8 protein-coding genes are annotated in these 6666 nt (G+C 72.4%); 3 read left to right on the top strand and 5 right to left on the bottom strand.

Annotated elements, in window-relative coordinates; all coding sequences use genetic code 11:
- On the bottom strand, positions 1 to 840 hold an 840-nt coding region (rpsB, locus tag VFN12_RS14745; protein ID WP_325119489.1), incomplete at its 3' end, for a 30S ribosomal protein S2.
- A gap of 394 nt (positions 841 to 1234) precedes the next feature.
- Between rpsB and VFN12_RS14740 the strand changes: the two genes are divergently transcribed.
- The 3 genes from VFN12_RS14740 to VFN12_RS14730 are packed head-to-tail and all read left to right on the top strand — an operon-like array spanning position 1235 to position 2597.
- Positions 1235 to 1963: a M23 family metallopeptidase gene (locus VFN12_RS14740; RefSeq protein WP_325119488.1), complete on the top strand. Its 729-nt coding sequence runs from the start codon at positions 1235 to 1237 to the stop codon at positions 1961 to 1963.
- Positions 1963 to 2211 carry a type II toxin-antitoxin system prevent-host-death family antitoxin gene (locus tag VFN12_RS14735; RefSeq protein ID WP_325119487.1) on the top strand — a complete coding sequence of 83 codons (249 nt, stop codon included), beginning with the start codon at positions 1963 to 1965 and terminating at the stop codon, positions 2209 to 2211. The genes VFN12_RS14740 and VFN12_RS14735 overlap by 1 nt, the downstream gene beginning before the upstream one ends.
- Positions 2208 to 2597 carry a PIN domain-containing protein gene (locus VFN12_RS14730; RefSeq protein WP_325119486.1) on the top strand — a complete coding sequence of 130 codons (390 nt, stop codon included), beginning with the start codon at positions 2208 to 2210 and terminating at the stop codon, positions 2595 to 2597. Before VFN12_RS14735 ends, VFN12_RS14730 begins: the two co-directional genes overlap by 4 nt.
- 15 nt (positions 2598 to 2612) lie before the next feature.
- Here the strand turns inward: VFN12_RS14730 and VFN12_RS14725 are convergent, their stop codons facing one another.
- From VFN12_RS14725 to VFN12_RS14710, 4 genes are all read right to left on the bottom strand, one after another.
- On the bottom strand, positions 2613 to 3560 hold the full coding sequence (locus tag VFN12_RS14725; protein WP_325119485.1) for a tyrosine recombinase XerC: 948 nt from the start codon (positions 3558 to 3560) through the stop codon (positions 2613 to 2615).
- A gap of 39 nt (positions 3561 to 3599) precedes the next feature.
- Complete coding sequence (dprA, locus tag VFN12_RS14720; protein ID WP_325119484.1) at positions 3600 to 4727, bottom strand: DNA-processing protein DprA; 1128 nt, start codon at positions 4725 to 4727, stop codon at positions 3600 to 3602.
- A complete protein-coding gene (locus tag VFN12_RS14715; RefSeq protein WP_325119483.1) occupies positions 4724 to 6313 on the bottom strand; it encodes a YifB family Mg chelatase-like AAA ATPase in 1590 nt (529 codons plus the stop codon). The genes dprA and VFN12_RS14715 overlap by 4 nt, the downstream gene beginning before the upstream one ends.
- Positions 6313 to 6666 (bottom strand): YraN family protein (locus VFN12_RS14710; RefSeq protein WP_325119482.1); only part of this gene is annotated, 354 nt, incomplete at its 5' end. The genes VFN12_RS14710 and VFN12_RS14715, both read right to left, overlap by 1 nt.

Below are 6666 nucleotides of genomic sequence, written 5' to 3'. Positions count from 1 at the left end.
CGCCTCGGCGGCCGGGGTCTCGGTCTTGGCGGCGTCGCCACCCGTCGCCTCGACGGCGGCCTTGTCGGCGTCGCCCTGGAGGAGCTCGCGCTCCCACTCGGCCAGCGGCTCCTCGGCGCCCGGGGTCGCGGTCTCGCCGGTCTTCGCACCGGAGCGGGCGATGAGCCCCTCGGCCACGGCGTCGGCGATGACGCGGGTCAGCAGGCCGACGGCGCGGATGGCGTCGTCGTTGCCCGGGATCGGGAAGTCGACCTCGTCGGGGTCGCAGTTGGAGTCCAGGATGCCGATGATCGGGATCCGCAGCTTGCGGGCCTCCTCGACGGCGAGGTGCTCCTTGTTGGTGTCGACGATCCACACGGCGGCCGGGGGCCGGACCATCTCGCGGATGCCGCCCAGGGACTTGTTGAGCTTGTCCCGCTCGCGGCGCATCTGGAGCAGCTCCTTCTTGGTGCGGCTGCTGCCGGCGACGTCGTCGAAGTCGATCTCGTCGAGCTCCTTGAGGCGGTTGATCCGCTGGTGCACGGTCTGGAAGTTGGTGAGCATGCCGCCCAGCCAGCGCTGGTTCACGTAGGGCATGCCGACGCGGCGCGCCTGCTCGGCGATCGCCTCCTGGGCCTGCTTCTTGGTGCCCACGAACATCACGGTGCCGCCCTTGGCGACGGTCTCCTTGATGAAGGCGTACGAGCGGTCGATGTAGGCCAGCGACTGCTGCAGGTCGATGATGTAGATGCCGTTGCGCTCGGTCATGATGAAGCGCTTCATCTTGGGGTTCCAGCGTCGGGTCTGGTGTCCGAAGTGGACGCCGCTCTCGAGCAGCTGGCGCATGGTCACGACTGCCATGGTTCTGATCTCCTGTGGTGGAGCCGCAGGCCGTTGCGCCGCCCTTGAACCAGGGTCGGCCGGTCGCGCACTCCGTTGTTCTCGGTTGTCGCAGCCGACGGGTGTCGGCTGCCCTGACGCTCGCGCGCGGGTCCCCACCCGATCCGGAGATCGGGACCTGACGGACCTGCGCCCGCGGGCGGCCCGGGCCGGAGCGGCTCGGTCCACGGTCTGCAAGCGTGCGAAGTCAATCCGGGTGGATTGCTGGGCGACAGCGTAGTCCAGCGCGGGTCACCCCCGCCAATCGGTGGTGGGCGAGGCCACCTGGGCTCCACAGGCAACGCTCGCGCACGCTGTGTCCACATCCGGCACCGGTCTCCCCCAGCCGCACCACCCGGGCGGGCAGGATCGTGCCATGTCAGCGCTGAAGGTGGGGCTCACCTGGTGGCCCACCGCCGTCTCGTCCCGCGTCCCCGGGCTGCTGCTGGTCGTCGTCCTGAGCCTGGTGCCGGCCCTCGCGCCGGCACCGGCGCACGGCACTCCCGGGGACGCGGGTCCCTACGAGCCCTTCGGGCCCTTCGAGATGGTCGCAGCGCGACCTCCTCAGGACAGACCGGTTGGCGTGTGGCCCCTGCGCCCCGACCCCGAGGTGGCCGCCGACTTCGATCCCCCGCTCGATCCGTGGGGGTCGGGGCACCGCGGGGTCGACCTGCTCGGCACGGCCGGCCAGACCGTCCGGTCCGCCCTGGCGGGACGGGTGACCTTCGCCGGGATGCTCGCCGGGCGGGGCGTGGTCGTGGTGTCCCACGGCGAGACCCGCACGACCTACGAGCCGGTCTCCGCCGCGGTCTCCGTGGGCGACACCGTGGCCGGTGGCGATCCGATCGGGCGGCTGGAGAGCGTCGGCTCCCACTGCTTCCCCCGCGCCTGCCTTCACTGGGGCTGGCTGCGCGGTGAGACCTACCTCGACCCCCTCGACCTGGTCGGCGCGCAACCGGTCCGCCTCCTGCCCCTGTGGCGCGACGTTCCGCTCCCCGGGTGGTCCGGACCAGTTCCCCACCCCCTCCTTGGGCTACTCCCAGCGGGGCCCACCGTTGATACGATCATTGAAAGCGGTCGGATTCTTCGGGGGAGGAATGACTGATGGAACGAATTCCACACCGTGAGCTGAGGAGCAACAGCTCCCAGATCCTGCGTGAGGTCGCCGCGGGCGCGACCTACGAGATCACCAACAACGGCGAAGTGGTCGCCATCCTCGCGCCCCCGGTGGCGACGACCCTGCGGATCCGCCCCGCCACGCGGCATGGCGGGTGGACCGAGATCACGCCGATCAAGGCCGAAGCCGTGCCGACCCCCGACGTCCTCGACGAGCACCGCGAGCCCCGGGTTTGATCCTCTACATCGACACCTCGGCAGCTCTCCGCCTCCTCGTCGAGCACCCCGAGACCGGCACCCTGCAGTTCTACCTCGACGAGATGTCGCAGCACGCCACGATCGTCTCCAGCGTCATGATCGAGACCGAGCTGCGCCGCATCGCCGCGGAGCGAGGCGCTCCGCAGATCCTCGCGACGAGCATCCTCGCCGGCGTGAACCTGATCGACCCGCTCCGCTCGCACTTCGCCATGGCGGGGTTGCTGCCGGTCCGTGGCCTGCGCAGCCTCGAGGCGCTCCACCTGATCACCGCCATGCGCGCGGAGGCAGACGTGCTGCTCGCCTACGACCGACCCCTCATCGAAGCGGCCGCCAGTGTGGGACTGACCTCGATCTCGCCTGTCTGAGCGTCAGCCCGGACCTCAGGCCCGCGGATGGGCCTGCCGGTAGGCGCGACGGAGCCGATCGGTGCTCACGTGGGTGTAGAGCTGAGTGGTCGCCATGGACGCGTGGCCGAGGAGCTCCTGGACCGACCGCAGGTCGGCTCCGCCCTCCAGCAGGTGGGTCGCCGCGGTGTGGCGCAGCCCGTGTGGACCGATGTCGGGAGCCCCCGGGACCTCCGCGATCCGGCGGTGGACCAGGGTGCGCACGGCGCGCTGGTCGATGCGTCTGCCCCGCGCCCCGAGGAAGAGCGCCCCACCCGCGCCGTCCACGCGCAGCTGCGGGCGTCCGAGGCTCAACCACCGATCGAGCGCCTGGGCGGCGGGCTGCCCGTAGGGAACCGACCGCTCCTTGCGGCCCTTGCCGAGGACCCGCACCACGAGGCGCTCGCGGTCGAGGTCGTCGACGTCGAGGCCGACCAGCTCGCCCACCCGGATGCCGGTGGCGTAGAGCAGCTCCAGCATGGCCACGTCACGCAGCCCGGTGGGGCTGCCGTCGTCGGCCAGGTCCGCGGCGGCCCGGATCAGGTCCTGGGCCTCGTCGGAGCGCAGCACGGGCGGCAGCGGCCGATGAGCCTTCGGCGAGGCGAGGCTGGCTCCGGGGTCCGCGACGACTCGTCCGGTGCGGACGAGCCAGGCGGTGAACACCCGGGCCGCGGTCGCTCTCCGGGCGAGGGTGGTGCGGGACCTGCCCCGGGTCTGCTGATTGGCGAGCCAGCTGCGCAGGGTCCGCAGGTCCAGGTCGGCCGGGTCGTCGTGTCCGAGCCGACGGGCGTGCTCGAGGAGCCCGGCGACATCGGCGACGTACGCCCGGACGGTGTGTGCGGTCAGGTCCCGCTCAGCGGTGAGGTGGCGCTCGTAGTCGCCGAGCACCCGGGCGAAGGCCTCCGGGAGCTCGAGCCCCGGCGCGTCGGCGCTCCCCTCGGTCATGGCGGTGAGTCTAGGAGCCCCGGCTCCCGTCTCGGGGGATCATCGCCGGGTCCCCTCGGCGAGCCGCCAGCCCGTTCCGGCCCTGTCCACGAACCCGCGGCCGGCGAGGTAGGTCAGCGCCGTCTGCACCTCCAGCAGTCCGACGCCCGCCGTGGCTGCGATCGACGCCAGGGGCGCGGGTTGGTGCACCGGCACGGCTTCGAGAACCCGGTGGTGACGGCGGGTGAGCCGATCGCGCGGTCGCTCGGGCTCGCGGGGAGGCTCCTGCTGGTGATCGCCCATCCCGCCGATCACCTCCAGGACGTCGTGGGGCCCGGTCACCAGGCTGGCCGCGCCCCGCCGGATCCGGTCGTGGACACCCTGCGACTGCGCACTGGTGACCGCCCCCGGGACCCCCATCACGGGGCGCGACAGGCTCTCTGCCCATCCGGCCGTGTTGAGCGCACCGCTGCGGATCGCCGCCTCGACCACCACGGTGCCCCTGGTGAGCCCCGCGATCAGCCGGTTGCGGGCCAGGAATCGCACCTTGAGCGGGGCGCAGCCGAGGGGGACCTCCGACACGACCGCTCCCACCTGCGCCATGTGCTCGAGCAGATTGCGATGAGCGGTGGGATAGGCACGATCCACGCCGCATGCGAGCACCGCGACCGACGGCTGGTCGAGGGCGAGGGCACCGCGATGGGCTGCCTGGTCGATGCCGAACGCCGCCCCCGAGACCACGCAGTGACCCGCGCGAGCCACGCCGGCGGCGATCTCGGCGGCGACGTGCTCGCCATAGGTGGTGGAGGTGCGCGACCCCACGATCGCGGTCGAGTCGGCCAGGTGGTCGAGCCGCACCGGGCCACGGACCCACAGCCCGATGGGCACGCCGCCGAGCTCCGAGACGGGCTCGGCGTGGCCGAGGTCGTCGAGCTGGGTCGGCCATTCGGTGTCCCCCGGGATGACGAACCGGATGCCGCGATGCTCGGCCCGCTCGAGCTCACGGGCCGGATCGACGCTGTCCAGGCGCACGGCCGCGTCGGCTCCCACGCCGCCCTGTGCCTGCTGGGCGAGGATGTCGTCGTAGAGCCGCACCGCGCCGACCTGGGCGAGGGCTCCGGCGACCCTAAGGTCGGCGGGCTCGGTGAGACGGGTGAGGGCCGCCCTGGCCAACCGCTCGTCGGTCACGAGACCGCCCTCCGGATCGCTGCGGCGAGCAGTGGCTCCCCCTGCCGCAGCGCGAGCGCGGTGCGGGCGTGCTCGACGGCCGGAGAGTCGGCCCCCGCGAGGTCGGCCACGGTCCAGGCGAGGCGCTGGACCCGGGTGGCTCCGCGGCGACTCAGCTCTCCCTTGTACATCGCCTCATCCACCACGCGCTGCGCCGGGGGCGGGAGCGGCCACTCCCGGAGCAGGACGGGCCCGGGGACGTGGGCGTTGAGACGCCAGCTCCGGTCGAGGTACCGAGCGCTCTGGCGAGCCCGCGCCGCGACCACCCGTTCACGCACGGCGGCCGACGGCTCCGGGACCGCCCACCGGTCGCGCTGTTCGTGCGGCCGGAGCGGTTGCAGATGTCGGGTGATGTCGATCCGGTCGGTGATCGGACCACGCACGCGCCGGAGGTAGTCACGCCGCTGCCTCTCACCGCAGGTGCAGTGGTTGTCCCTGGCGTCGGCCCGGTAGTCGCCGCAGGGGCAGGGGTTGGCCGCGAAGACCACGATGCCCCGGGCGGGATAGGTGACCGACTCCTCGCCGCGGGCGATGGTCACCTCACCGCTCTCGAGGGGTTGACGAAGGGCGTCGATCACGTCAGTGCGCAACAGGGGGAACTCGTCGAGCAGCAGCACGCCGCAGTGTGCGCGGCTGACCTCGCCGGGGCGGACGCGCCCGGAGCCACCACCCAGGATGCTCGCCTTGCTCGCGTCGTGGTGAGGCGCGGTGAAGGGCGGTCGCCGGATCAGGCCGTCCTCCTCCCCCAGCGCCCCCGCCAGCGAGTGGAGCGCGGTGACCTCGATCGACTCCTGGATCGTCAGCTCGGGCAGGACGCCGGGGATCCGTTCGGCGAGAGTGGTCTTGCCGCACCCCTTGGGGCCGGAGAGCAGGAGATGGTGCCCCCCGGCGGCAGCCACCTCGACCGCGTAGCGGGCCTCCTCCAGACCCTGCACGTCGGCCAGGTCCACCTCGTCGAGGCGCTCCTCACCGCGCCAGGACAGCAGCCGGCCACCGGACATGGGCGCCACCGGTGGCGCCTCGGGCACCTCCTCTCCGGACAGCTCGGCCACGACCTGTCCCAGCGAGCGCATCCCGAACACCGTCATGTCGGGCACCATCGCGGCCTCATGGGCCTGCGGCTCGGGGACGAACACCCGGCGGATGCCCCGCTGGGCGGCCGCCAGCACCATCGGCAGCACGCCCGGCACCGATCGGAGCCCGCCGCTCAGGGTGAGCTCACCGATGAAGACCGACGCGGACAGGTCCACCGACGGCAGCTGCCGATCCGCCTTGAGCACGGCGAGTGCGATCGCGAGGTCGAAGTGGGTGCCGCGCTTGGGGAGGTCGGAGGGTGACAGCAGGATCGTGATCCGGCGACTCGTCGGCCAGTCGAGGTTGGTGTTGTGGACCGCCATCCGGCAACGGTGGGGCGCCTCGTTGAGGGAGACGTCGGAGCGACCCACCATCGTCAACCCGGCCTGTCCTTGTGAGACATCGGCCTGGACGTCGACCAGGTGGCCGACCGCACCGTCGAGGGCGATCGTGGGCGTGGACGCGAAGGGCATCAGCCGATCCCCCGCACGTGCTCCACCAGGGCTCGTCCCCTCGGCGGCCGCAGCACCGCGACCAGGTCGACCCGGGCCTCGGGTGGCTGGACGCCGTGGTCGCGTGCCCAGCGCTGCACCAGTCTCCGCAGCCTTTCCAGCTTGGCGTCGGTGACCGCTTCGTGCGGAGAGCCGTGGGAGAGGCTGGTGCGGGTCTTGACCTCACAGCCGACCAGCGCCGTCCCGTCGCGCAGCACGAGGTCGAGCTCGCCCTCCTCGCACCGCCAGTTGCGGTCGAGCAGCACCATGCCCTGCGCCACCAGGTTTCGTGCTGCCAGCGACTCACCGTAGGCGCCCAGCGCCTGCCGTCGCGC

Source organism: Nocardioides sp., from assembly GCF_035703625.1.
GTDB lineage: Bacteria > Actinomycetota > Actinomycetes > Propionibacteriales > Nocardioidaceae > Nocardioides.
This window is presented reverse-complemented; position numbering and strand designations above follow the sequence as displayed.